The 25,746-nt window shown below is 41.1% G+C and carries 24 protein-coding genes; 12 read left to right on the top strand and 12 right to left on the bottom strand.

What is annotated here, in order from left to right:
* Positions 1-87 precede the first annotated feature (87 nt).
* The 4 genes from PY092_RS11175 to mnmE all read right to left on the bottom strand — a co-directional run bounded on the left by PY092_RS11175 (position 88) and on the right by mnmE (position 4,654).
* Positions 88-1,293, bottom strand: coding sequence for a primase-helicase family protein (locus PY092_RS11175; protein ID WP_275615907.1), 1,206 nt, complete (start codon positions 1,291-1,293; stop codon positions 88-90).
* A gap of 58 nt (positions 1,294-1,351) precedes the next feature.
* Entirely contained in the window at positions 1,352-1,633 is a 282-nt protein-coding gene (locus PY092_RS11170; RefSeq protein ID WP_275615906.1) for a helix-turn-helix transcriptional regulator, read from the bottom strand.
* Between the two features lie 319 nt (positions 1,634-1,952).
* Entirely contained in the window at positions 1,953-3,110 is a 1,158-nt protein-coding gene (locus tag PY092_RS11165) for a site-specific integrase (RefSeq protein ID WP_275615932.1), read from the bottom strand.
* Positions 3,111-3,283: 173 nt separating this feature from the next.
* Entirely contained in the window at positions 3,284-4,654 is a 1,371-nt protein-coding gene (gene mnmE, locus PY092_RS11160) for a tRNA uridine-5-carboxymethylaminomethyl(34) synthesis GTPase MnmE (RefSeq protein WP_275615905.1), read from the bottom strand.
* Positions 4,655-4,740: 86 nt separating this feature from the next.
* Here mnmE and PY092_RS11155 point away from each other — a divergent pair, with 86 nt between their 5' ends.
* The gene (locus PY092_RS11155; protein WP_275615904.1) at positions 4,741-5,103 is read left to right on the top strand and encodes a DUF4870 domain-containing protein; all 363 of its coding nucleotides are present in this window, start codon (positions 4,741-4,743) and stop codon (positions 5,101-5,103) included.
* A 54-nt stretch (positions 5,104-5,157) separates the two neighbouring features.
* Here PY092_RS11155 and dnaN read toward each other — a convergent pair whose 3' ends face one another.
* The 5 genes from dnaN to PY092_RS11130 all read right to left on the bottom strand — a co-directional run bounded on the left by dnaN (position 5,158) and on the right by PY092_RS11130 (position 9,925).
* Positions 5,158-6,276 (bottom strand): DNA polymerase III subunit beta, encoded by a 1,119-nt coding sequence (dnaN, locus tag PY092_RS11150; protein WP_275615903.1) that lies wholly within the window; start codon positions 6,274-6,276, stop codon positions 5,158-5,160.
* 120 nt (positions 6,277-6,396) lie between these two features.
* A complete protein-coding gene (gene gldG / locus PY092_RS11145; RefSeq protein ID WP_275615902.1) occupies positions 6,397-8,061 on the bottom strand; it encodes a gliding motility-associated ABC transporter substrate-binding protein GldG in 1,665 nt (554 codons plus the stop codon).
* Positions 8,061-8,792, bottom strand: a complete 732-nt coding sequence (gene gldF / locus PY092_RS11140; RefSeq protein ID WP_275615901.1) for a gliding motility-associated ABC transporter permease subunit GldF — start codon at positions 8,790-8,792, stop codon at positions 8,061-8,063. The genes gldG and gldF overlap by 1 nt, the downstream gene beginning before the upstream one ends.
* Positions 8,792-9,094, bottom strand: a complete 303-nt coding sequence (locus PY092_RS11135) for a putative quinol monooxygenase (protein ID WP_275615900.1) — start codon at positions 9,092-9,094, stop codon at positions 8,792-8,794. Before PY092_RS11135 ends, gldF begins: the two co-directional genes overlap by 1 nt.
* Positions 9,095-9,925, bottom strand: coding sequence for an SAM hydrolase/SAM-dependent halogenase family protein (locus PY092_RS11130; protein WP_275615899.1), 831 nt, complete (start codon positions 9,923-9,925; stop codon positions 9,095-9,097).
* Between the two features lie 119 nt (positions 9,926-10,044).
* Between PY092_RS11130 and PY092_RS11125 the strand changes: the two genes are divergently transcribed.
* The 10 genes from PY092_RS11125 to acs all read left to right on the top strand — a co-directional run bounded on the left by PY092_RS11125 (position 10,045) and on the right by acs (position 21,143).
* Complete coding sequence (locus PY092_RS11125) at positions 10,045-11,004, top strand: PhoH family protein (protein WP_275615898.1); 960 nt, start codon at positions 10,045-10,047, stop codon at positions 11,002-11,004.
* 8 nt (positions 11,005-11,012) lie between these two features.
* Positions 11,013-11,966 (top strand): phosphoribosylaminoimidazolesuccinocarboxamide synthase, encoded by a 954-nt coding sequence (locus PY092_RS11120; RefSeq protein ID WP_417958159.1) that lies wholly within the window; start codon positions 11,013-11,015, stop codon positions 11,964-11,966.
* Between the two features lie 126 nt (positions 11,967-12,092).
* Complete coding sequence (locus tag PY092_RS11115; RefSeq protein WP_127138899.1) at positions 12,093-12,506, top strand: IS1/IS1595 family N-terminal zinc-binding domain-containing protein; 414 nt, start codon at positions 12,093-12,095, stop codon at positions 12,504-12,506.
* Positions 12,507-12,602: 96 nt separating this feature from the next.
* Positions 12,603-13,829, top strand: a complete 1,227-nt coding sequence (locus PY092_RS11110) for a hypothetical protein (protein ID WP_275615896.1) — start codon at positions 12,603-12,605, stop codon at positions 13,827-13,829.
* Positions 13,830-13,848: 19 nt separating this feature from the next.
* A complete protein-coding gene (locus PY092_RS11105) occupies positions 13,849-14,112 on the top strand; it encodes a DUF4212 domain-containing protein (protein ID WP_275615895.1) in 264 nt (87 codons plus the stop codon).
* Positions 14,113-14,134: 22 nt separating this feature from the next.
* The gene (locus tag PY092_RS11100) at positions 14,135-15,850 is read left to right on the top strand and encodes a sodium:solute symporter family protein (protein ID WP_275615894.1); all 1,716 of its coding nucleotides are present in this window, start codon (positions 14,135-14,137) and stop codon (positions 15,848-15,850) included.
* Positions 15,851-15,934: 84 nt separating this feature from the next.
* Positions 15,935-16,129 (top strand): hypothetical protein, encoded by a 195-nt coding sequence (locus PY092_RS11095; protein ID WP_275615893.1) that lies wholly within the window; start codon positions 15,935-15,937, stop codon positions 16,127-16,129.
* Positions 16,122-18,809, top strand: a complete 2,688-nt coding sequence (locus tag PY092_RS11090) for an ATP-binding protein (protein WP_275615892.1) — start codon at positions 16,122-16,124, stop codon at positions 18,807-18,809. Before PY092_RS11095 ends, PY092_RS11090 begins: the two co-directional genes overlap by 8 nt.
* A complete protein-coding gene (locus PY092_RS11085) occupies positions 18,806-19,174 on the top strand; it encodes a response regulator transcription factor (protein ID WP_275615891.1) in 369 nt (122 codons plus the stop codon). Before PY092_RS11090 ends, PY092_RS11085 begins: the two co-directional genes overlap by 4 nt.
* A gap of 61 nt (positions 19,175-19,235) precedes the next feature.
* Positions 19,236-21,143, top strand: a complete 1,908-nt coding sequence (gene acs, locus PY092_RS11080; protein WP_275615890.1) for an acetate--CoA ligase — start codon at positions 19,236-19,238, stop codon at positions 21,141-21,143.
* Positions 21,144-21,177: 34 nt separating this feature from the next.
* Here acs and PY092_RS11075 read toward each other — a convergent pair whose 3' ends face one another.
* The 3 genes from PY092_RS11075 to PY092_RS11065 all read right to left on the bottom strand — a co-directional run bounded on the left by PY092_RS11075 (position 21,178) and on the right by PY092_RS11065 (position 24,104).
* Positions 21,178-21,828, bottom strand: coding sequence for a 3'-5' exonuclease (locus tag PY092_RS11075; protein ID WP_275615889.1), 651 nt, complete (start codon positions 21,826-21,828; stop codon positions 21,178-21,180).
* Complete coding sequence (locus tag PY092_RS11070; protein WP_275615888.1) at positions 21,828-23,747, bottom strand: DUF294 nucleotidyltransferase-like domain-containing protein; 1,920 nt, start codon at positions 23,745-23,747, stop codon at positions 21,828-21,830. Before PY092_RS11070 ends, PY092_RS11075 begins: the two co-directional genes overlap by 1 nt.
* Positions 23,748-23,915: 168 nt before the next feature.
* Positions 23,916-24,104, bottom strand: a complete 189-nt coding sequence (locus PY092_RS11065) for a hypothetical protein (RefSeq protein ID WP_275615887.1) — start codon at positions 24,102-24,104, stop codon at positions 23,916-23,918.
* A gap of 312 nt (positions 24,105-24,416) precedes the next feature.
* Here PY092_RS11065 and PY092_RS11060 point away from each other — a divergent pair, with 312 nt between their 5' ends.
* Positions 24,417-25,625 (top strand): site-specific integrase, encoded by a 1,209-nt coding sequence (locus PY092_RS11060; RefSeq protein WP_275615886.1) that lies wholly within the window; start codon positions 24,417-24,419, stop codon positions 25,623-25,625.
* Positions 25,626-25,746 lie beyond the last annotated feature (121 nt).

Here is a 25,746-nt window from a genome sequence, read left to right as displayed (position 1 = left end):
CATGGGCCCAGTCATCATTTTTTATTTTGATGACAGAATGATGATAAAGTGATGACAGCCTAAACCCTTATAAATAATGGGATTTTCTCAATCTATCATCAAGTCATCAAAATTTTGGACCAAAAATTCCTTTTTTATGGTAAAGTACCTCCCTTTGGCATTTTCGGTAATGATCTCACCGTTGTTCCAGATGGTTATTTTTTGGTACTTGTTGGAATTGGGCTGGTTGTCCAGTTTCCAATCTTTCTTCAACAGCCGCCTCAGTTGGGTCAGGTCGGTCTTGATCCTCGTCCTATTGAGTAGGTGCAGGGCATCGATGGGACAGAGGTCCACTAAGTCCACATCAAATTTTTCCATGGCACTTATCAAAAGGCTGGCCAGTTCCTTTTCTACACGATTACGGTTGTTGTACACCAATTTTTTCAATGCAGGTGTGTATACCTCCTTCGGGGAGAACCACATCCGTGTTCGTTGCGGGGAATGGAGCTTTCTTTTTGTCAGGTAATGTAAAAAGGTAGGGATTTCTTTTGTCAATCGATCCAAATACCCAGTATCTTCTTTTTTTAATGGGGGTATTTTTCGTACCCAGAACCTGGTCTCATGGGCATCGATCTTGATAAAGTTGTCCTCGTTGTTGCTGCAAAGGATGAACTTGCCAAAAAATTCCACTTCTCTTTTGTCCTTGCCCTTGGCTTCCAATTTATTTCGGTTGGTGGTACTCAGGTACTTGATGCGCTCGGTCAGTTCCTCCTTGTTGAACAGCACCTCGTCAATACAAATCAATAGTTTGTTGGCCCAATCCGAGTTGAACTGGCTTCCGAAACTGTCATTGGTCAGATAGGTCAGGTTATTTCCGAAAATTTCCTTGAGCCATTTGAGAAAGGTACTTTTTCCGGTGTTCCTTTTCTTGGAAACCAGACACAGAATGGGAAGTATCTGTACCGGTTTTTGGTACAACAACTGCAGATAGTCCAGTCCCAGTTCCAATTGATGTCCAAAAACATGGTTCAAAAATGACATGGTATGTGGAAAGTCACCTGCTTTGAGCTCGTGCTCCAAAGGGGAGTAGGTATTGTAAAACCCATGATGTTCCTTTTTGAAATCTATATGGCTGGGAATACAGGCGAACCCGTCATATTTTGGGATATCGCTTAAATAATCCTTTCCATGGTCCTGTTTGATGATGTGTTCGTTCCAGGGAACCAGCAGTTCATTGAAATGTCCTGAAATGGTGGGAATTCTAACTAACTTGTAAAACGTGGTCCCGACCCTGATGTAGGGAATACTTTTCATATGTAATGATTTTTTGGCTATTTGGAGAAATAGCATGATGAGTTGATATGAAACATGACTATCCCTTTCTCAGGATATATTCAACCGCCAGGTCGTTGGTTTCACAGGTGGATTTTCTATCATTTCTCAACAACCATTTGTTGAGACGATCGATGTCAAAATAGATCAACTTTCCGTTGGGCTTGCTATGGGGTATTTTACCTGCAGCGGTAAGCTTGTATAGATAGCTTCTTGATATACCTGTGTAGTCACAGGCCTCGTCAAAAGTGAGTACTTTTTTTGAACCCAGCAAAAGGCGTTCAATGTTGTTGAGTTTCTCGTTTAATTCAATGTTGTTCATTTTATCGGATTTAAAGGTTCAAAATGAACAAAGCGCTTTGTTTCCTATGGTAGAATTCTGTTGATAAAAGTAGGGAGAAATGCCAGTTTAAACCATAGGGGAAATAGTGAAAATATTCACAAAATACAGATATTCAATGAGTTGTATTGCTTTGCTATCAATTGAACAAAAATGATTTCAATGGTCCACAAATAAAATGGCTTCATGTACCGAAAAATTTGAGTTATCAACAATCATAATTGGGATCTCCATTCAATTTTTGGGTATTTGAGGTTTGCCCCAAGGCTTTAGGGACGGAACTTAAATCTATAAATGAAGGCTATTCCATTTTTTCAAGATTCAAATTTGGTAACATATCCGCTGCTTGCTTCATCTTTTCATCAATGATCTTCGCATAGATTTGAGTGGTCCTGATCTCCCTATGGCCCAATCGCTTGGATACCGTGTATATGTCCGCACCGTTTTCTAATAGAAGGACAGCATTGGTGTGTCTGGCGGAGTGGAAAGTGATATGTTTGGTAATTCCCGCGTGCATGCACCACCTCAATAGGTGAAGGTTCATATGGGCACTATACTTGAGTCCTTTGAATACCCTGTCTTCGGGTTTCTTACGCTCACCTAATAAATCTCTTGCCTGTTTCGATATATATAGGTATTCCACTCCATCGGTCTTTTTTTGTTTGAACACAATACGATACATAGGTCTTCCCAATTGATCGGTCCCTTCATCACGTACTTCTTCCCATTTGAGTTTATTGATATCTGACCATCTGATTCCAGTTAGGGCGGAGAATAGGAAAGCGCGTTTAAGCTTTGGAAACCTGCACTCCGTTCTCGCCAGGTTTTGAAGCTCATGGGAAGTGAGGTATTCCCGAGTGGATTCGGCCATGGAAAACCCTTTGACCTTTTTTACTAAATTCTCTTTTAGGAATCCCTCATCGAATGCTGCCCTGAGGCAAGCCTTGAATTTGTTGAAATAGGTATGCTTGGTATTCTGGGATAATTTTTTCTCACTTTTGGTGACCGCTACTGTGTCCAGGTATTTTCTAAAACCTTTGATGAAATCCACATCGATATCATTGAATGTAATGTGTTCTGGACAGTACTTTTCCAAATGCTTTTGAGCCGCATCCCAATTATCGTAATTGCCCTTGGTCTCATAGCGTTCTTCCTTCTTAAGGTCATAATAGGAGAGAAGGGAAGCCTTCCCTTTAGAGTTGTTCTGTATCTTGAATTTTCCCTGATAGATTTCAGCTTTTCGAATGGCCAGGATTTGCTGAGCTAACTCAAGTTGTTCCTTATTTTTTTTCTTTTCGTTAGCTGATTTGGGATTCTGAATCAAATACAATTCTAGGTACTCGTATTCCCTGAGGTATTTGGTTTTACCATTAGGTAGTGTTCGGTTTCCTTTGTAATATTCAATGAATAAGCTCAGCTTTCCTGATTTTAATTGTTTCTTTCTTAGGTGTGCTTTTATCATGGGACACAAATTTTTGTGTCTCGTGGGGTTTAAAAATTAACGAGACGCAAATGAGACACAAAAAAGGTAGGAAAATAGCTATTATAACGAAAAAAAACAGTTTTAAAGTTATCAACATCTAATTGATAATCAGTCAATTGTAGTCAAATGGAATTAAATAAAATTACTGTCTATTTGCCGATGCAGAAATTGGAGAAAATATTACCCAAGAGATCATCCGTGGTGACATTCCCCGTGATTTCTCCCAAATGATACAGCGCCTGTCGTATATCAATAGCCATCAAATCGCTGGACAATTCCATGTCCAACCCTTCCTTTACCTTTTGGATTTCCTCCAAAGCTTTGAGCAAAGCATCATAATGTCGGCTATTGGTAATAATGGTGGTATCGCCGCTCAATGCTCCTGAATCCACCAAAGAAAGGAGTTTTGCTTCCAACTCGGGAATCCCTTCTTTAAATTTTGCAGAAAGGAAAAGGACATCGGGTATTTCTGATTTTATTTTTTCTTTCTGGTCGGGGCTCAGTAAGTCCATTTTATTGCAAATGGGCAACAGTTGCTTATTGGGGTAGCGTTTTTGAATATGGTCGAGCTCTGCTTTGTCAAACTCCATCCCATCAAAAAGGTAAATAATGAGGCGGGCCTTTTCAATCTTGTCAAAGGTGCGTTCAATCCCTATTTTTTCCACTACATCCACCGTTTCACGAATGCCAGCGGTATCGATGAACCTGAAATTGATGCCTTTGATACTGATGTGGTCTTCGACCGTATCACGAGTGGTTCCCGCGATTTCACTTACAATGGCTCTTTCCTCATTGAGCAACACATTGAGCAAGGTTGATTTTCCCACATTGGGCTGGCCCACAATGGCGACGGGTATTCCATTTTTGATGACATTCCCGAGCGCAAAGGAATCAATCAATTTTTTAAGCACCGTACTGATGCGAGTAAGCAATTCGTTGAACTGGGTTCTATCGGCAAATTCCACATCTTCCTGTGAAAAATCGAGTTCCAACTCAATTAGTGAAGCAAAATTCAATAACTCTTGTCGTAATTCCTGTATTTCGTTACTGAATCCGCCACGCATTTGCTGCATGGCAATATCGTGGGCAGCTTCACTATCGCTGGCGATAAGGTCGGCTACTGCTTCGGCTTGACTCAAATCCATTTTCCCGTTAAGGAAAGCTCGTAACGTAAATTCCCCTGCAGAGGCGAAACGGCACCCATTTCTTAGCAATAGTTGAATAATCTGTCGCTGAATAAAGGGAGAGCCGTGACAGGAAATTTCCACCACATTTTCGCCTGTATAGGAATGCGGGCCTTTAAAAATGGAAACCAATGTCTCATCCAGAATCTTATCGCCATCAATGATATTCCCCAAATGGATGGTATGGCTTTTCTGTTTGGCCAATTTTTTGCCTTTAATGGATTTGAACAACTTATCCACCAAATTTATGGCATCAGGTCCAGAGACCCTGATTACCGCAATGGCGCCTGTTCCAGAAGGAGTTGCCAAGGCTACAATGTTATCTGTGTACGACATGGCTACAAAAGTACAAATTAGCTGACGTTTGTAACATTTTCAGTGATTTGTATACTTATAAGATGAATCATCAAAATCAATCAAAAATGGAAGTTATAAATCAAAAAACAGTTAGAACGGACAACACTTTGTTGGCTGTAACACATCTGACCCAATTATTGGGGTATGCCATAGGCTTCGGGAGCCTTATTGTTCCTTTGATCATATGGTTGTCATCCAAAGATAGAGTAGAGGGTATGAACGAGCATGGCAAAGCCATTATCAATTTTCAAATCAGCCTTATACTTTACATCATCATCAGTATTCCTGCCATTTTACTATTAGGTTTGGGTATATTGGGTTTGATAGGCGTAGGAATCATTGGGTTTATTCTACCCATTGTAAATGCTGTCAAAGCTGCGAACGGAGAATCCCCGTCACATTTTATGACCATTAGGTTCATATCATAAAAACAAAAAGCTGGAACAATGTGCTCCAGCTTTCCCTATGGTTGAATAGTTAGTTTAATTGTTCAGCATTACCGGCATCACCAGCATGGTTACATGCTCGCCTTCGTCCAAGCCATCGATTGGGGTAAGGATACCTGCTCTGTTCGGTAAGCTCATTTCCAAGGAAACTTCATCCGAGGACAAATTGTTCAACATTTCCAAAAGGAACCTGGAGTTGAAACCAATTTGCATATCATCTCCTTGGTAGGAACATGAAAGTCTTTCTTCCGCTTTATTGCTGTAATCCACATCTTCTGCGGAAATATTAAGTTCTGCGCCAGCAACTTTTAAACGTATCTGATGCGTGGTCTTGTTGGAGAAAATGGAAACCCTACGCACAGAACTTTGGAACTGATTTCTGGCAATCGTCAGTTTGTTCGGATTCTCTTTTGGAATCACTGCTTCGTAGTTCGGGTATTTTCCATCTATCAGGCGACAAACCAGTTCGGTATTGTCAAAATAAAACTTGGCATTGCTATCGTTGTACTCAATGGTCACTTCAGATTCAGAACCTGCCAAAATTCCTTTCAATAATGTCAACGGTTTTTTCGGCATAATGAATTCCGCCACTTCGGAAGCTGTCACATCTTGACGTTGATATTTTACCAATTTGTGCGCATCTGTGGCGACAAAAGTCAAATTCTCTGGAGAGAACTGGAAAAACACACCGCTCATTACGGGGCGAAGGTCATCATTTCCTGCAGCGAATATGGTTTTGTTGATGGCTGTTGCCAAAATATCACCCAATAGGGTAGTGGAGCTCGGGTTGGAGACTTCCACTGCTTTTGGGAATTCCGCCCCATCGGCGTATGCCAAGGCATATTTACCGTGGTTGGAACTGATTTCCACTGTATTGTTGTCCTCAACAACAAAAGTCAACGGTTGCTCAGGGAATGTTTTAAGGGTATCCAAAAGCAAACGGGCGGGAACTGCAATGGTTCCTTCGGAATCGGAATCCACTTCCAAAACCGTGCTCATGGTGGTTTCCAAATCGGATGCGGAAACCGTTAACTTACTTTCCTTAAGGTCGAACAAAAAATTATCAAGGATGGGCAAGGTGTTGCTATTGTTGATAACTCCCCCCAAAACCTGAAGCTGTTTCAATAAATATGTACTGGATACAATAAACTTCATCAACGAAATACTTTAGTATAGTTGCCTTATTGGCAATTTCCCCCTGTAAATGGGCCTATAAAATCAATAAAAACAAATATATCCCAAATGGATTTAGCAGAGAAACAAATTTATCAACATCTAAGCGGTAAACTTTCGTTTTCTGTAATAGCCGAAGAATAACCCGAACAGCAGGGTTAAAACTACTGGAAATCCTATGTTTACAAGCTGCCACTTGTTTTTTTGTTCTGCAATTTTTTTGACATCCAACAACGGAATGGCCACTTTCTTGTTTCTAATGTTAATAAGCCCAGTATTGTCCAAGAGGTAATTTGTGCTGTTGACCAAGAATTCCTTGTTCCCATAAAAGCTATTGGTCCATTTATCGTACCCCAATTCCAATGGTCTGCCATTGCGCAATTGGTTTTTGATGACATCCCCGTCCGAGATAACGATCATCTTATTTTCGGGACCTTCTTCCAAGGTATTTTGAAGTTTTAAGGGCTTTACCCTGTTCTTGTACATGGATGTGAAATTCCCCTCAATCAAAACGGCCAAAGGCAAATTACCATTGTTATAGGTTTCCTGATCTGGTTGTTGGTTGATCATATCCAAACTGACCACTCGTGGAATTCCATCGGTTTTGGAAAGCGGCGAACTCTGTAGCAAGATGGTCTTCTGATAATCGTTTTCCAAAATATCCATCGGACTTGTAAACTGTAATCGTACCGCTTCAATATTGGTATTGATGGGGTGGTTGTTCTGCGAAAAAACCATGGGGTAATAAAACCAAGGTAGGGGATTGTATTGCGAATCGTTCCCTTCTCCCGAGGCCAAAACAATCTGGGTGAAATAAAGATCATTGACCAAAACTGGATTGATGCGTACCCCATATTTAAAGAACAGATCTTTCAAATTAAGGTCTCTGGGCACGGCAATGGCCTCTCCACCACCTGCATAAATGCTATCCATTTCCATATTGACCTGATCTAGCATCCAAATGGATTTTCCCCCTTGGACCATATATTGGTCCATTACGTATTTTTCCTGATCGGTAAACGCTTCGGTAGGTTTTGCAATCAGGGCAAGATCAAAGTTTTTTAGTTGGTCTAAAACATTTTGCGGATTGCTGGCTACAGAATCCAAAGTTATAGCGCCGATGTTGTAGTAATCTCGAATGGTAGTGAGGTAATCCGCTATGTAAACATCATCCAGTTCACCATTTCCTTTGATAACGGCGATGCTCTTTTTTTCTTCAATGCTCAACTTGGTAAAGGCATCGGCAAAGGCGTACTCCAATTGCTGTACCGAGTTGTTGATGCGCTCCTCTGCCGTGGAACCCAATTTATTTTTGAGCAACGGTACTTTTACCGTCTGATCGTTGTAATTGACCATGGCCCACGGAAATACCAGCTCGTTGGATACCTTTCCGTTTTCCTCAACGGTAACATTGGCAGGTTGTAACCCCAAGCTCTGCAATTGGGCAACGGTTTCCTGTGGATTTCCGCTATCCTCCATGGGGTCCACCAAATTATATTTGATGTTGCTGTTTTTGGATCCGAAGGATTCCAGTAGTTGAATGGTCTCTGTTTTGAGTTTGGAGAATTCTGCGGGTATGTTCCCATCCAGCAAAACATCAACGATAACGGGTGTTTCAAATTTTTGGGCTACTGCTACGGCAGGTTCCGAAAGGGTATATCTTTTATCCTCGGTAAGGTCAAAACGGGTGTACAAAAAACTGGCCAGTAGGTTGATGGCCACTACGGCCACAATCACTTTTAAAATGGATACAAAAAATTTTCCCATTATCTTGGCAATTGTTTTAAACGTTGAAAAGTGAGGTACAGAAACAACAAGGTCAACGAGATGAAGTAGACCAAATCCCTAGTGTCTATCACACCTCTAGCAATACTATCAAAATGTGCTTTTGCTCCGAGCGATTGTATGGTTTGCTGTGTTTCTCCATTTGAAAACAGCGAAGATGCTGCATCAAACCCATTAAAAATCAGAAAGCAGACTAAAATCCCAACCAAAAATGCTATGATTTGATTGTCTGAAAGGGTAGAAGCAAATATCCCGATGGACGTATAACAGGCCATCAAAAACAACAATCCAAAGTAAGAGCCCAATACCACGCCGAGATCATAATTGCTCTCCACCATGCCCAATCCCGATATGGCAAAAACATACACAATGGTCGGAATTACAGCGATGACGCACAAAAGGAATGCGCCCCAAAATTTACCGAGGACCAGCTTCCAAACGGAGATAGGTTTGATCAGCAATAATTCGAGCGTGCCCATTTTTCGTTCTTCGGAAAAGCTTTTCATGGTGATGGCAGGCACCAAAAAGATAAAAATCCAGGGCGCCAGCAAAAAGAAGTTGCTCAAATCGGCAAAGCCGTAATCAAAAATGTTGTATTCGCCCTTGAAGACCCAAAGAAAAAGCCCGTTGAGCAGTAAAAACGATCCCACGATCAAGTAACCGATGGGCGATGTAAAAAAGGACCGTACCTCTCTCTTAAAAATTGCGAACATTAAGATGGGTTTGTTGATTGAATTTTATGAACACTCCATGCTTCAGGTTTATCGGCAAATAATTTTTTGGTGTTGCCCCAAACCCCCTTGAAGAAATCGGAATCCCTGTAATTGTTCAGGTGTGATTCCGTATCCCAAAAACTATAGGTGAAAAATATGTTGGAATTATTGATATCTTGATACAATTCTACCATATTACAACCTTCAAAAGCCAGAATGCCATTTTTACTTTCTTCAAAGATTCGCTCAAAACTAGCAATATTTTCGGGTTTAAAAGTCAGTTTTACAATGCGTATCAACATTTAAAGGAAATTTATGGTTACCGTATCCCTATAATTCAGTCCTAAAAGAGAGGAGGCTCCCCCAACGGAATTCAGGTCACTTTTATAAATGGCAAGTTCTATGTAGCCTGCAGAATTGAACAAGGCCAAGGCGTCCCCGGGACCTTTACGCTGGTTTCGTTCCAAGTTATAGTTGATGATGCCGTTATAGCTCTGATGTACTTGCCTTATTTTGGTGGTCCGAGCTATAATCTCAAAATTACGACCGCTCCGATAGGCATCGAACAGGCTTTTCTGGATATTGGTGACCACGTTCCCGTAGTTGTCAATATAAATCACGTTGCCAGAAATGGTTTTACCCTCGTTGGTTATCCGCGGTTCAAAATCCCGAAGTTCACGTAATTTTTGGAAAGGTCTACCGATGACCTCCAATTTACCACCACGAGCAATATGGCAGGCCACTTGAACAAAAATGTTGAGTACTGGAAAAGAACCGGAATTTGCATTGGGCAGATTGATTTCCACCACTTTTTCGGGTTGTACTTCGGAAGTTATCAAGGAAATGACCCCACTATTGGCACTTACAAAATAATGTCCATCAACCTGAACGACGATATGCTCGTTTTCGGGAGAAATTTCAGAATCCACCCCAACAATATGAACCGTTCCCTTTGGGAACGAATGGTAGGCATTTCTAAGGATATAGGCACATTCCTGAATATTGAAAGGACTGATGGCGTGCGAAATATCAACAACGCTAATATCGGGGAGGTTGCTCAGTATTGCCCCTTTAACAGCCCCCACAAAGTGGTCCTTGTATCCAAAATCGGTGGTTAAGGTTATGATTGGCATACAATACTGTTGATATGTTTTTCCGCGTTCAAATTGATTTTTAGTTAAGTTTGTTTGTAAAATTAGTCAAAAAAGAAAGAATAAAATTCTTCAAAAACAACTGTAACACCTCACTATTTTTGAACGAACTAATAATTGAACTTACGGAAATCAGCCCCCAGGAATTTTTTGGGCAGCAAAACTCCAATATCGAGTTGCTCAAAAAATATTTCCCAAAGCTAAAAATTGTAGCGAGGGGCAACAAAATCAAGGTATTTGGCGATGAAGAACTTTTGGAAGAGTTCGACAAGCGTTTTGATGAACTCACAGGGCAGTTTGCCAAGTACAATAAGCTCGATGAGAACATGATCGAGCGAGTGCTTACCAGTACAAGCAAGGAAGATTACACTTCATCTTCCAGTAGTGGCGATGTTTTGGTGCACGGTGTCAGTGGTAGGTTGATAAAGGCCCAGACTGCTAATCAGAGACGCTTGGTGGATGCCTGTAAAAAGGACGATATGGTCTTTGCCATTGGTCCTGCGGGTACCGGTAAAACCTATACAGGTGTTGCTTTGGCCGTAAAAGCTTTGAAGGAAAAACAAGTGAGGCGTATTATCCTTACGCGTCCGGCAGTTGAGGCAGGGGAGAACCTTGGTTTTCTTCCCGGAGACCTCAAGGAAAAGCTTGACCCCTATATGCAACCTTTGTACGATGCACTGCGGGATATGATCCCTTCAGAGAAGCTGGAAAAATACATTGAGGACGGCACCATCCAAATTGCGCCAATGGCCTTTATGCGTGGGCGTACCTTGGACAATGCCTTTGTTATCTTGGATGAGGCCCAGAACACCACACATGCCCAAATGAAGATGTTCCTGACCCGTATGGGAAAGAACGCCAAGTTTTTATTGACGGGCGACCCCGGCCAGATCGATTTACCACGTAGGGTGATTTCAGGTCTAAAGGAAGCTTTGCTTATTTTGAAAAATGTGGAGGGCATCAGCATTATTTATTTGGATGATAAAGATGTAATCCGACACAAATTAGTGAAAAAGGTAATTGATGCCTATCAGAATATAGAGCACCAGAATCAATTCTAGAAAAAATTATGGGAATGAATACGTTGATGTCCACGGATTTTAATTTTCCTGGGCAAAAATCTGTTTATAAAGGAAAAGTACGGGAAGTCTATACATTGAAAAACGATGTTTTGGTAATGGTGGCTACGGATCGTCTTTCTGCGTTTGATGTGGTAATGCCCAAGGGAATTCCCTATAAAGGGCAGATTCTGAATCAAATTGCCACCAAAATGATGAAGGATACAGAAGATATTGTTCCCAATTGGTTGATGGCCACTCCCGATCCCAACGTGGCTGTGGGCAAAGCCTGTGAACCTTTTAAAGTGGAAATGGTAATCAGGGGCTATATGTCCGGCCATGCTGCTCGCGAGTACAAAGCAGGCAAAAGAATGCTTTGTGGGGTGCCCATGCCCGAAGGAATGAAGGAGAACGATAAATTCCCTAAACCCATAATTACGCCAGCAACAAAGGCGGAAAAAGGAGATCATGACGAGGATATTTCCAAAGAGGATATTTTGAAGCGAGGTATTGTTTCCAAAGAAGATTACGAAGTCTTGGAAAAATATACGCGGGCACTTTTTCAAAGAGGAACCGAAATAGCGGCCAAAAGAGGTCTTATTTTGGTCGATACCAAATACGAATTCGGCAAAACCAAAGATGGGGAGATTGTATTGATCGATGAGATCCATACTCCGGATTCATCACGGTATTTTTATGCCGATGGCTACCAAGAGCGTCAAGAAAAAGGCGAAGCCCAGAAGCAATTGTCAAAGGAGTTTGTTAGACAATGGTTGATTTCCAATGGATTCCAAGGGCTGGAAGGACAATCGGTTCCCGAAATGTCTGATGAGTACATCGAATCGGTTTCCAATCGATATATAGAACTTTATGAAAATATCACGGGAGAGCAATTCGTGAAAAGTGATATTTCCAACCTCCAGAATCGTATTTTGGAGAATGTAACCGCATATTTGGTAAAATAAGCGACCAATATTGTGATTTGACCAATAAACTAAAGGGAATTTTAACGATTCCCTTTTTTATTGTCCCAAGAATGATAAATATTTAAAGCTAAATTGATATATTTATGCTAATTAAGTATATCAATAATGGAAAGTTGTCCAAATTGCTCATCCACAGAGTTTACCAAAGCTGGAATAATCAAAGAGCGACAGCGCTATAAATGTAAGTCTTGTGGTTATTATTTCACAGTGCCCAAACTGGGGAAGCAGATTGATGATTACTTCGTGAACAAGGCACTACAGCTTTATTTGGAAGGATTGACCTATCGGGAAATAGAGCGTATTTTAGGCGTTTCCCACGTATCCGTCATGAACTGGGTACGAAAATATAACATCAAACGGCCCTACAATTCCAAATACCATCCCACCTACAAAATATTGAATCATACAGAGCTTCAAAAATATTTCCAAAATCCTGAAAACCTGAAAGGAGCGGGTCAATTGGTAACAGAATTGGGCGATAAGTTTATGCTTATAAAATGGGACCGTTTCAAGGATTAACTATAATTATTTAGCATATATATATATGGATTTTCATTTCAGGACAAAATTTTAGGATGTTCGTAGGGCACATAACTCTCTAACATCCAAACTGAAATGAAAAAAATACTCTTTGGAATGGCATTTTGTCTTTTGTTCATTCCCAAATCATTTTCACAGGGAAACACCGAATATACGGGAGGTTTCAAAATCAATTTCAACGAAGACGGATCTAAATATCTTCGAATTATCGCATGGGGTCAATTTTGGGCCCAGTACAATGATAATGTACCTGATGACGCCAGTAATCTTAATCTAAGTGTAAGGAGAGCTAGGTTGTTGACCTTTACCCAATTGAACAAGAAATTTATGATCCTTACCCATTTTGGTTTAAATAGCCTCAATGGAAGCAATCTGAGCACAACAGGTAAAGGAGAATCTTCCCAATTGTTTTTTCATGGTTTTTGGGGTGAATGGTCATTGGGGAAAAATATATCGGCAGGTACCGGGTTACATTATTGGAATGGTATTTCCAGATTGAACAATAGCAGTACACTTAATTTTTTAACTCTGGACAATAACCGTCAATCTTGGGCTGCCTTAGGTCTTAGTGACCAATTTGCCCGTCATTTGGGAGTGTATGTGAAGGGCAAGGTAGGGAGATTGCAATACCGTGTTTCCTACAATGAAGCAATCACAAACACTTTAGATGCCGCAAACGATCCAGTGGCCAATGGAAGAGCAGTTTACAGAGGAAGAGAGCTTTTGGGATCTGGGGATGCTGGAAAAGTAGTTCAAGGATACTTTGATTATCAGTTTTTGGATCAAGAATCAAACTTTCTTCCCTATAAGGTCGGAACCTATCTCGGGAGTAAAAAGGTATTCAATGTCGGAGCAGGTTTTCTGACACACCCAAATGGTGTTGTGGTAATGGACGGAGCAGGTAATCTGGAAGGTGAAAATGTCAATATTTTGGCCGTGGATGCCTTTTACGATGCGCCCCTTGGAGCAGATGGTTCTGCAATAACAGCTTATGCGGTATTTCAAAATAACGATTATGGTCGTAACTTCAACCTGGGACCTTATGATACTGGAAATATGATATATGGACATGTAGGATACTTGATTCCAGCTCCAGCGGACAATTCAAGGATACAACCTTATTTATCCTACCAAACAAGAACAATAGATGCAATCGATGATAATGCCACTAGATTGGGACTGGGAATCAACCTGTTTATGACGGGCCATCATTCCAAATTAACATTGGAATATGCCAATTCCAAGGTTGGGACTGGCGACAGCAACGGAGTGGTCACATTGCAAGCACAGATTTATTTATAACTAAACAAACCAACAGATTATGTCAGAAAAACAGAAAAAGGCCTCGGCCTATTGGAAAGAGAACCTGAGGTATTTGGTCATATTGCTGATCATATGGTTCTTGGTCTCCTACGGAGCAGGTATCCTCTTCAAAGATGCTTTGAACAACATTAGGTTGGGCGGATTTAAACTTGGGTTTTGGTTCGCACAACAAGGATCTATTTATGTATTTGTCATCCTCATTTTTGTGTACGTACGCCTGATGAACAAATTGGACAAGAAATACGGATACAACGAAGATTAATTAACCAACAAAATTTACAATTATGAGTGATGTACAAATATGGACCTATGTCTTGGTCGCATTGTCATTTGGACTTTATATAGGAATTGCGATTTGGTCGCGAGCAGGTTCCACCAAAGAATTTTATGTTGCAGGAGGGGGAGTTTCCCCATTGGCCAACGGAATGGCTACTGCAGCCGATTGGATGTCAGCAGCCTCTTTTATCTCCATGGCAGGGATTATTTCCTTTGCGGGATATGATGGAGCCGTTTATTTGATGGGATGGACAGGTGGCTACGTGCTTTTAGCCTTGCTGTTGGCACCATACCTTAGAAAATTCGGAAAATTTACCGTACCCGATTTTATCGGAGAACGTTATTATTCCAAAACAGCCCGGGTAGTGGCCGTAATCTGTGCCTTGATCGTTTCCTTTACCTATGTGGCAGGACAAATGCGCGGTGTCGGAATCGTGTTTTCCAGATACCTCGAAGTTGATATCAATACTGGAGTGGTAATCGGAATGGTAATCGTATTGTTCTATGCCGTTCTCGGTGGCATGAAAGGGATTACGTATACCCAAGTGGCACAATATTGTGTGTTGATATTTGCCTTTATGGTGCCTGCAATTTTCATTTCCATTCAGATGACAGGGAACCCAGTACCACAACTTGGTTTTGGTAGTACCTTATCCGATGGTTCAGGAACCTATCTTCTGGATAAATTGGATGGTCTTTCCACCGAATTAGGTTTTGCGGAGTATACCGATGGCTCCAAAAGTATGATAGACGTTTTTGCCATTACCCTTGCTCTTATGGTGGGTACCGCAGGATTACCTCACGTAATTGTGCGTTTCTTTACTGTGAAACGAGTACGTGATGCGAGAAAATCCGCAGGATTGGCCTTATTGTTCATCGCAATTCTCTACACGACCGCACCAGCTGTGGCTGTGTTTGCCAGAACAAACTTGATTGAAACCGTGAGTGGCAAGGAATACGATAGCATGCCTGAGTGGTTCAGTCGTTGGGAAAAAACAGGATTGATCGGACATGAGGACAAAAATGGAGATGGTATCATCCAATATGTAGCGGCACCTGAAGTAAACGAGTTAACCGTAGATCGTGATATTATGGTGTTGGCGAATCCAGAAATAGCCGACCTTCCCGCATGGGTAATCGGTTTAATTGCGGCAGGTGGGCTTGCAGCAGCGCTATCTACCGCAGCGGGACTATTGTTGGTAATTTCATCTTCTGTTTCCCATGATTTGATCAAAAATGTATTGAAACCAGACCTTTCTGAAAAAGGGGAGCTTTGGGCTGCAAGACTTTCAGCTGCAGTAGCTGTTGTTATTGCTGGTTACTTCGGAATCAATCCGCCCGGATTTGTGGCAGCAGTTGTTGCATTGGCCTTTGGTCTGGCCGCAGCATCGTTCTTCCCTGCGATCATCTTGGGTATTTTTTACAAAAAGATGAATAGTAAAGGGGCCATTTCAGGAATGATCGTAGGACTTTGTCTCATGCTTTTCTATATGTTGAAATTCAAATTTGGAATTTTTGATGGAGGAAAAGATGCCGTAGCTGGTCTTCAAGAAAGCTGGTGGTTTGGCGTATCGCCCGAAGGTTTTGGAACTATCGCTATGATTGTCAACTTTATAGTGGCTATAGTGGTGAACCAATTTACTCCGGAGCCTCCTGCAGAAGTACAAGAAATCGTAGAGCATATAAGAATTCCTAGTGGTGCTGGAGAAGCAGCATCACATTAATTTAGTTGGTTGTGAAAAAACGGTGCGGGCCTCTTTAACCGCGCCGTTTTTTGTAATTTTAAGACGCGGACCATGCAAATAAAAATGAAGAAAAGGCACCAGCAGAAATTGATACTTATTTCCATCGTATTGTTTTTTTTATGGAATGTGCCCTTTGTAACCATTTTTGATGGAGAAGCACAAATTTTTGGCTTCCCCATGTTCTACGTATTCATATTTCTAAGCTGGTTGGTTTCCATCGTGCTTACCTACATTATTCTAAAAAAGTTCTATGAGTAATTACGTAGTAGGACTTGTCATAATTTTTTATTTGGCCATGCTTTTTGTACTGGCCTATTTTGCTGAAAAGAACCAAAAGAGCAAATGGACCAATAACCCGTATGTATACACGCTTTCTTTGGCAGTGTATTGTACAGCATGGACCTATTACGGAAGCGTAGGTATTGCTTCTAGCTCAGGAATCAGCTTTTTGGCCATTTATCTGGGGCCGGTAATTGCCCTACCACTTTGGATTTTGGTAATGCGCAAGGTCATTCGAATTTCCAAACAACACAAAATATCCAGTATTGCCGATTTCATTTCCATGAGATATGGCAATAACCGACAGCTGGGAGCCTTGGTAACACTAACCTGTTTGTTTGCCATTATTCCATATATTTCCTTGCAATTAAAGGCAGTCTCGGAAACATTTTCCTTGATTTCGGCAAAGGGAAGTTATGAGTCTACTGGTTTTTTTGACGATTCCACTTTTTATATTGCCTTGCTCATAGCTGTATTTGTTGCCTTTTACGGTACATTGTCCACAGATACTTCGGAACACAGAAAAGGTATTGTGGCAACTGTTGCTTTGGAATCCATTTTAAAATTAGGCTTTTTCTTGGCCATTGGTATTTACATCACTTTTTATTTGTTTGATGGGACTAGCGATCTTTATAGTCAGGCTAGCCTACAGGAAAATTTTGAGCAATTGACCACTTTTGGTGGTTTGGAGAATGGATTTAACTGGCTTTTTACCATTTGCCTTTCCATTTTTGCCATTTTTTTGTTGCCCAGACAATTTCACGTAGCAGTAGTGGAGAACGATAACGAAAGCTATTTGCGTAAAGCCATTTGGTTGTTTCCGTTGTACTTGCTATTGTTCAATGTGTTTGTGATTTTTATAGCTTGGGCGGGAAATATCAGCCTCCCCAATACCGTAAACCACGATTATTATTCCCTTTTGTTGCCTTTGCAAGAGAACAATTATGGATTGGCACTCCTTGTTTTTATAGGTGGATTTACCACCGTTATTTCTATGATTGTTGTCTCAACCTTGGCATTGTCCACCATGGTGAGTAACAATATTGTAATCCCCTATGGATTCATTAAAACCTTGGTAGAGGGCAATCCCGAAGAAAACACCAAGCGTATCAAAAACATTAGAAGGGTTGCGATTTTTTTGTTGATAATCATTGCGTATTTCTTTTACATTCGGTTTTCTGCCCAACTCTCTTTGTATTCCATTGGATTGATTTCTTTTGTAATTATTTCCCAGTTGGCACCATCGTTCTTTTTGGGGTTGACTTGGCGCAGGGGAACGGCCAAAGGAGCCCAAATAGGTATTTCAATAGGACTGGCGATAGTATTCTATACATTGCTTTTGCCCATAGTAAGTCAAGTGGCCATGCCCAATGTAAGATTTGTGGAAGAAGGTCTCTTTGGCTATGCATGGTTGCAACCGGCACATTTGTTTGGTCTGGATTACCTAACCCCGGAAAGCAATGCCTTTTTATGGAGTATGTCCTTTAATACCCTAACTTTTGTTGGATTTTCTCTCCGTACCAAAGGCAATTATAGGGAACGGAATTATGCAGAGATGTTCGTAAATCACGAAAACTATGGAAATCTTCAAGAAGGCGGTTTTATTTGGAAGGGAGAGGCATATGTAGCGGATATTAAGCGATTGTTAAGTAGATTCCTGGGGGAAGAACGAACTAATAGGGCACTTCGAATCTTTAACCGAAAATATAATATTTCAGAAACAGAAGAGCGAGCTGATGCTAGGTTGATCAACTTTTCAGAAAAACTCTTGACCGGAAGTATCGGAAGCGCCTCGGCAAAAATCTTGTTGGCCTCAGTTTCCAAGGAAACTCCCATAAGCTTGGTAGAGGTGCTCAATATTCTGGAAGAGAGCAAAGAGACCAAGACAAGCAATAAATTGCTCAGGGAGAAGTCAGAGGAGCTTGCTGCCATGGCCCAGCAATTAAAAGCGGCAAACGAGGAACTCCGCATTCAGGATAAACTAAAGGATGAGTTTCTGGATACGGTGGCCCATGAGCTCAAAACTCCGATAACTTCCATAAAAGCTGCTTCGGAAGTATTGGAGGATGAAGGTATGCCACCCGAACTTAGAAATAGATTTCTTGAAAATATAAACAGGGACAGTGACCGATTGGACACCCTGATCCATAATATCCTGGACCTTGAAAAACTATCGGGGAACAGATCGGAATTGGACATTGGCGAACACAATATGTCCAATACCATTCACAAGGCCATAAAGGGCGTGGAGCAAATTGCATCGAAAAAGGATATAAAAATTGAATTTTTGAAAAAGGAAAAGGTGTTTGCCCCCTATGATGAGGACCGAATTTTGCAAGTATTGACGAATTTGCTCTCGAATTCCCTTAAATTTACGGAACCCCATAACGGAAGAATCAAAATTCTGTTGGAGGACCTCGATGAAGAGGTTTTGGTCACTATTAAGGATAATGGTAGGGGGGTACCTGATGAGGATAAGGATTACATCTTTGACAAATTCTATCAATCTAAAAATCAAAATGTAAAGAAACCACAGGGTAGTGGACTTGGCTTGGCCATTTGCAAGAAGATAGTGGAAAGTCATAAAGGAAGCATAGCGGTTGACAAAAAGTTCAATAAAGGAACCCGCATGATGTTTTCAATACCCAAACAACAATGAAGCAGAAAAAAATACTGATAGTGGATGATGAGCCCAACATTGTGATGTCGTTGGAGTATGCTTTTAAAAAGAAGGATTTTGAGGTGTTTATTGCCCGCGATGGAACTGAGGCTTTGGAAATATCCGATCGAGAAAAACCAGACCTTATCCTTTTGGATATCATGATGCCCGAAATGGATGGATATGAAACCCTAAAACGTGTCAAGGACAACGAAGACCTAAAACATACCAAGGTGGTGTTCCTATCCGCAAAGAGTAAGGAGAAAGATGTGGAAAAGGGATTGAAAATGGGGGCGGACAGTTACATGACGAAACCGTTCTCCGTGAAAAAGGTCATTTCTGATATTGAAGACTTATTGGGTTAAGACCCAACGAAAACAATGAAACTGAACTAATTATTTACATATTAACTAAACGTAGCGTTACATGAGTAATTATCATATCAAGCACTTGGAGGAATATTTTCAGGTGTATCGAAAATCCGTTAGAAACCCCGAAGGATTTTGGGAAGAAGTGGCAGAAGAGCACTTCCATTGGCGAAAAAAATGGGACTCCGTCTTGGAATGGGATTTTACCAAACCAGAAATAAGCTGGTTCAAAGGGGCCAAGTTGAACATAACCGAAAACTGTATCGATCGCCATCTTCGTATCCGTGGAGATAAAACCGCTATTCTTTTTGAACCCAATGACCCTGAAGAAGAAGCAGAGCACATTACATACCGTCAACTGCATGAACGTGTTTGTAAATATGCCAATGTGCTGAAGGGAAAAGGGGTCAAAAAAGGAGACAGGGTGGTGATTTACCTTCCTATGATTCCGGATTTGGCCATAGCATTGCTGGCCTGTGCCCGTATCGGTGCAATTCACTCCGTTGTTTTCGCTGGATTTTCATCTACAGCCCTGGCAACGAGAATAAACGATTGTGGAGCCAAAATGGTATTGACTTCTGATGGGTCTTACCGAGGCAAAAAAGTAATCGATTTAAAAGCCATTGTGGACGAAGCTTTGGAGAATTGTCCAGATGTGGAAACAGTATTGGTTACCAAACGTACTGGCGGCGAAGTTACCATGAAAGAAGGCCGGGATACCTGGATTCAACCACTTTTGGATAAAGCCTATTCCGATTGTGTACCAGAGATCATGGATGCCGAAGACCCATTGTTCATATTGTATACTTCAGGTTCTACCGGTCGCCCGAAGGGTATGGTTCATACTACGGGAGGCTACATGGTGTACACAGCATACACATTTAAAAATGTATTCCAATATCGTGAAGAAGATGTGTATTGGTGTACCGCCGATATAGGCTGGATTACGGGACACTCTTATATTGTGTACGGACCATTGGCCAATGGTGCCACTACGGTTATGTTCGAAGGAGTTCCATCATACCCTGACTTTGGAAGGTTTTGGGATGTGGTACAAAAACACAAAGTAACCCAGTTCTACACAGCACCTACAGCGATTAGGGCATTGGCCAAGGAAAACTTGGATTTTGTGACAGAATATGACCTTTCCAGCTTAAAAGTTTTGGGCACGGTGGGAGAACCCATTAACGAGGAGGCATGGCACTGGTATAACGACCATGTAGGGGAAAAGAAATGCCCAATTGTTGATACATGGTGGCAAACGGAAACAGGAGGCATCCTGATTTCCCCCATCCCATTTTCCACGCCAACAAAGCCTACCTATGCCACTTTGCCCATGCCAGGTATCCAGCCTGCGCTTATGGATGAAAATGGCAAGGAAATCAAAGGAAACCAAGTGGACGGTCGATTGTGCATCAAATATCCATGGCCATCAATCGCTAGAACTATTTGGGGCAATCACCAACGATACAAGGACACCTATTTCTCAGCTTTTGAAGGCAAATATTTCACTGGGGATGGAGCTCTCCGGGATGAGGTGGGTTACTACCGAATTACCGGTAGGGTAGACGATGTGATTATTGTTTCTGGCCATAATTTAGGAACGGCTCCGATTGAAGATGCCATTAATGAGCACCCTGCCGTGGCCGAATCCGCAATTGTCGGTTTCCCACACGACATCAAAGGAAATGCCCTGTACGGATACATTATTTTGAAGGAAACAGGGGAAACCCGTAACCGTGATAACCTGAAAAAGGAAATCAACCAATTGATCACAGAACACATTGGTCCAATTGCGAAGCTGGATAAAATTCAGTTTACCGAAGGCTTGCCAAAAACTCGAAGTGGTAAGATCATGAGAAGGATCCTCAGAAAGATAGCATCCAAAGATACCAGTAACTTAGGGGATACTTCAACCTTGTTGAACCCAGAAGTAGTGGAAAATATTATAAAGGAAAGTCTTTAATAGGATTTCAACTTGTAAATAAAGAAGGGCCTCTTTACTTAAGGAGGTCCTTTATTTTTTTTGGCCTTAGCTTTTCTATGCTCCGTAAAAAGGCAATCGCGGTAATAAAGGCATCTCCCAAGGCTGTATGCCTGTCCTTCCTGGAAATACTGAACTTTTTGGCGAGATCATCAAGGGAATACCGCTCTTTTTTTTGGACAACGGTGGATATCAACAATGTCCTGATGTAAAGTGATTCGGTATCCAAGGTCCTGTTTTTCAATTTCGGTAACCCGTTTCTTTTTAAAGCGGCATTGATCATATTGACATCGAACATCACATGATGCCCCACCAAAATATGGTTTTTGGCATAAGCCAAAAATTGTATCAAGGCATCAAGCTCAAGAATGCTATCTTTTTTGCTTTTCTTTAAAATCCCGTGGATTTCTGCACTTTCCGAGTCGTAGTGCTCTTGCTGAATATAGACTTCAAAACTGTCCTTTACCACGATATTGTTATCCAAAAGTTTCAAGGCCCCGATGCACAGCATCCGATCTCTTGTCAAGCTAAAACCCGTGGTTTCCGTATCCAATACCACAAAAGTGTTCTCATGGATGTCTTCTGGGAGCTTTTCTTTGAAATACTCTTCATACTCCCACCAAAAATCGGGAAGCTCCAGCGGTTTCTTTTTGGAGAACGGCCACATTAACGCAACAGGTTTTTTACTTGGAACCTTACCTCAATCAATGACTGGATTTCCTTTACTGTTTTAAAGGTTCTTTTCAGTTTGATTTTTTCTTCCTTGTTCAATTTGTCCAAGGCAATGTACCTGCCCGAATCGTTGTGCAAAAGGCCCTGTCTAGTCCTAAATTTGAGCAATGCTTTGCTGGCGTAGGAACAGGCCATATAAAGCTCTCGATTATTGGGTTCCAGTTCGGCTAACTTTTCGTAGCGTTCCGCCGTATTGTTTATGGATTTGATGGAATGCGACAGAATCAGTACCCGTGCCGCATCAATAATGGGCATAAGGGCTCGTAGCTTCAAATCAAAGAAGTCCTTGTGCTCCCCATCCTGTTCCACCAAAAAATCCCTGAAAAAACCTGATGGTGAGGGGTTTTGCAATGCACCACTGGCCAAATGCGTAAAGAATTGAGGATAGTGGTTGGCATGGTCAAAAATGCTGTGTGATAATTCATCCGCAAGTGATTTGTCGCCATAGGTAACGTTGTAATCGAAAAAGATGGAGGACAGTAGGATTTCATCAGGCCCAGGGTTGTGAATCCAATGGGCGGTAACTTGTTTCCACTCGGTCAAGCTATGGCACCACGATCGGTTGGATGCCATCATGTCAGCCGGACAATATTCAAACCCGATGGTATTGAGCATTTTGGAAATCCGTTCGCCCAGTTTTAAAAAGTAGCTTCTAGTTTCTTCCAATTTTTCCTCTGGTACATCTTCAAAAATAATGGCATTGTCCTGGTCCGTGTTCAATAATTGTTCCCCACGACCTTGGCTGCCCATGCTGAGCCACGTAAATTTCGCAGGGGGTTCTTCATCCATTTTGGCTAGAGCAAGCTGGATGGCCTGTTTTGTGGAAGCATCGTTCAGTTCTGAAATAATTTTGGATACCAATCCCAAAGGGATGTTTTGGTCCAGATACCCTTGCAAGAGATTCATGATGCCATGCCGTATCCCACGTAATCTTTTGGCACTGGTAGCTCTTTTGATGGCCCGTAGCAAAACGGCAGGATTGTTTCCGACCGCAACCATAATATCATGTTTGGACAGAATCCCGACCGATTTCGTATCCGTTGTTCCATCCTCCGTAAGAATCAAATGACTGATATTACTTTTCATCATGGCCATTTGGGATTGTGCGAGGGTAAGCCCTTTTGGATAGGTAATAATCGGCGAGGACATGATGGTCTTTGCCGTTGCTGTGATGGGAAACAGTCCCGTGGCCACTTTTTTCCTTAAATCTTTATCGGTAATAATGCCGACGGGGAGACCATCCCTTTCAACCAAAATACAGCTTACATTATGTTTGGTCATTTTGTTGGCAATCGTCTTGATTTTGGTGCCTTCTTTACAGGTAATGAGGTCCGTGGAATATTTGATGGGCTGTAAATCCAGAATCTTATCGCTGGAATATTGATTGGAATCACTGCTGGCACCGTATAATTTCCCGCGGTGTTTAATGGAGTAGGGGTTTCCTGTATTGGAAGCAAAGCTTTCTATCAAAAAGTTTCCGATACGTTTATTTTCTAGGGCCAAGGGTTTAAAGTCCTTGATCGGAATGGCATAGAGAATGGTCTCTTCATAGGCCTTGGCCTCTAATTTATAACTCTCATTGGCCAATAGGGGCCGGAGTCCGAATACATCACCTTCGTCACAGATATCCAAAATTTGACTAGATCCTGCTTTGGATAGGGCCACGGCACCTTTGTTGACCACGTAAAAATTGTCGTGCGGATTCTCGTTTTGGGAAAAAACTAGGGTATTGGTCTCCTTGTGGATAATCACTACCTCAAGGGATAACTGCTCCAGTTGTTTGGCATCCATGGCGTTGAATGGAGGGTAGCTTTTAAGGAAATCGGCAATACGTTCGGATATGGTGTTTTTCATGGTACTTTAAAAGTACGGGTAAATTCTAAATTTTTTTACCGTATTGCATAGATGATAGTATCAAAACCCGCTTATTTTCTGTTGCTAGCCTTATTGTAAGCACGAATCATAAGTATGGCCCAAATGGCGACCAGTACAATGACTATAATGGAAAACCATAAAACGATATCATTTGCTGTCATTGTCCACAAGTTTTAAGTAAATCATGACACCTAAAAGGGTAGGGGCCCACAGCCCTACAAAAAGGCCATGTTCGGGGTATCCATTAAGAAATAGGTATTCTGCCACAAGTATGATCAATGCACAAAGAATCAGCATCAATAAATTGGCTGTTCCTAACTTTTTGAAGTAATTCATTCGAAGGTTGGTTTGAAAGCTTGAATTTAGGAAAAAAAATACGGATAAAACAAAAAAGCCATTCAACTGAAAAACAGCTAAATGACTTTCGTATTTGTAGCGAGAGGGGGACTTGAACCCCCGGCCTCCGGGTTATGAATCCTGAGACATTTGAACCCATTTGGTCTAATATGAATTGATAATCAATTGTTTATGAGTTATTTGACTATTTCTATTTGCTCAATAAAGTCATAAAAATTCAAGAAAAACCACCAAATGTTTTACCTATGTTTTACCTAAAATTTGTATCTTTAGGTAATAAAATAGGGGTTTATGGCTACTATACAATCATTTTTAATGAAAAAACCAAATAGCGCTGGCCTTTTTCCAATCGCTATTCGAATTACCAAAGATAGAAGGTCGTCATATTTATTCACTGGACAGTATATTGAAAGCAAATTTTGGGATGATAAATTTAAACGCGTTAAAAAATCTCATCCCAATTCAAAACGTCTAAATAGTTTAGTCGCAAAGAAGATAGCGGAAGCAAACGACAGATTAATTGACAATGAAAATCAAAACAATTCCCAGTCCGCAAAAAAGATAAAGAAAAAGATTATTGGAAAAACCAAAATGGATTTTTTTGAAGCTAGTAAGCTGTTTTTGTCCAATCTCTTAAAACGAAAGAAATTCAATCAGCACTATAATCAAGAAAAAAGACTAGACATTTTCAAAACATTTTTAGGGCGTAAAAAACTTTCTTTTACGGATCTGGACGTTACTCTGCTAAAGGATTTCAAAGCATATCTCTTGTACGATAGAAAGGTTGCTGAAAGGACTGCGATAAATTACCTGATGCTTATTCGAACCATCTATAATTTTGCCAGAAAAGAATATCATGTAGATGATGGCAATTATCCATTTGGTAAAGGTAAAATACAGATCAAATTTCCCGAAAGCGAAAAGATTGGATTGAATAGGGAAGAGGTTCTATTGCTTGAAACGGCTAATAATTTAACAAAAGCACAACTTCATGCCGTCTACGCTTGGCTAACTAGTTTTTACTTTGCAGGTGTTCGTGTCGCCGATGTCATAAAGCTAAAATGGAAAGATTTTAAAGATGGTCGTTTATATTATCGTATGGGGAAGAACAGAAAACTTGTCTCATTGGTCGTTCCAGATAAGGCCAAAGAAATACTAGCATATTTTGCTGCTCAGAAGACAGGAAAGGATGATTTAGTTTTTCCTTTTTTAAAAGGTACCGATTTGAAAGATGAGAAAAGGGTGGCAACCAGAGTTAAGACCATTACCCGTAATCTAAACCGTCGATTGGAAATTGTCGGCGAAAAGCTTGGTATTGAGAAGAAGATATCTATGCATATTGCGCGGCATAGTTTTGGAAATATTTCCGGTGATAAAATACCTATTCAAATGCTCCAAAAATTGTATCGCCATTCTTCGATTACAACTACGGTTAATTATCAATCGAATTTTATGCACAAAGAAACTGATGACGCTTTGGAAAAAGTCATCAATTTCTAAATCGCTAAAGTTCCATACAACCAATAAATCGACCGATGGACTTCTTTACGGGGAACAGATTTCGGAAAATCTTTAGATTACGGGGATAATAGACCCAAAAAAATGGGGTAATCCATTTTGG

This window comes from Flagellimonas yonaguniensis (assembly GCF_029193885.1).
GTDB classification, from domain to species: Bacteria; Bacteroidota; Bacteroidia; order Flavobacteriales; family Flavobacteriaceae; genus Flagellimonas; species Flagellimonas yonaguniensis.
This window is presented reverse-complemented; position numbering and strand designations above follow the sequence as displayed.